Source organism: Rhizobium sp. Root1203 (assembly GCF_001424945.1).
Classification (GTDB): domain Bacteria; phylum Pseudomonadota; class Alphaproteobacteria; order Rhizobiales; family Rhizobiaceae; genus Rhizobium.
Genome location: NZ_LMCW01000065.1, coordinates 1 through 1,057 on the forward strand (window position 1 = coordinate 1; position 1,057 = coordinate 1,057).

Here is a 1,057-nt window from a genome sequence, read left to right on the forward strand (position 1 = left end):
GCTCCGCACCGCAACCCGCCGCTACCGCCCCGAATACAGCAACCCAAAACCGCTGGAGCGAACTCAAAACTGGATAAAACTTGGGGGCAACGTCACTGCAGGTTTAATTGCCCAAGACGGAAAATTTGCTGATTTCATATGAGGTCCCTAATATTAACGATAGTCCATAAATAACACATTTATAGAATTGAGTCGAGTCTAGTATAAATTTGAGCGTCTGTGAAATAACAAAGCGCTGGTAGGTAAACATAGTGCATTAATATAAAAGCGTTTTAAATGCAGACGCATTATAGGTAATAATACACTATAAAAACAGAAAATTTATCGTGGATTAAAAATTACTTTGCAAACTATTCTGTGAGAAAAAAATATCTAGCTTGTTGGTTTGCTGAACCGCCGACTGCAGAAGAATCCATTCGTTAAATCAAAAAAGTCCGCGGTAAAGAGAGTGAATTTGAAAGTCGTTCCATCCCAAAGTAAACCGCGGTTGTAGTGGGCGAAGAAGTTCAGGATTTTTTCGAGGTAGGCAGGGTCCCCATCCGCCGGAAGGTGAATGAAGCCAGATCTCCGAGGAAAAACTTCGTGGAGATCTTCGAGGAAATTCGAGTAGGTGAGCTGGAACGAAAAATTATTTCGTGGTTCAGAAAAAACGTCGGCGGCAAGGCATTCGAGAATATGGGAGAGAGGAGCTTCGACATCAATGTTTTCATCACCATAGATGTCGATATAGAGATTGATGTAGTGGTCGTCCGCGGCATTTGGGTGTCGAACGGTAATTACTGGGGTGATGATTTCTTTGGTTTGGAAATTGGTCATTGTTTCCTCTTTGAATTGAAATTGCCAAGCACCATTTGATGCCGTCTGGCGTTGAAAGTTTTGGGAAGTGAGAATGCCGGCTAGGAGCGGCATTACTGGCTGAACCGCTTACGTCAGCCCACATTTATTTATCGGCGCCCTTGAGGGGTAATCCCCCCGCAAATTAACGGGCTTCAAAAGTAGAATTTTCTCGGGCTTTATGATCGAGGAGATTTTGATGAAGACGAGCAGATTTAGCGAA

Annotated in this window: 1 protein-coding gene; it reads right to left on the reverse strand. The window is 43.4% G+C overall.

Translation table 11 applies throughout. The features are described 5' to 3' along the window. Positions 1 to 372: 372 nt before the first annotated feature. Positions 373 to 816 carry a hypothetical protein gene (locus ASC97_RS34380; RefSeq protein ID WP_156390497.1) on the reverse strand — a complete coding sequence of 148 codons (444 nt, stop codon included), beginning with the start codon at positions 814 to 816 and terminating at the stop codon, positions 373 to 375. Between the last annotated feature and the right edge of the window lie 241 nt (positions 817 to 1,057).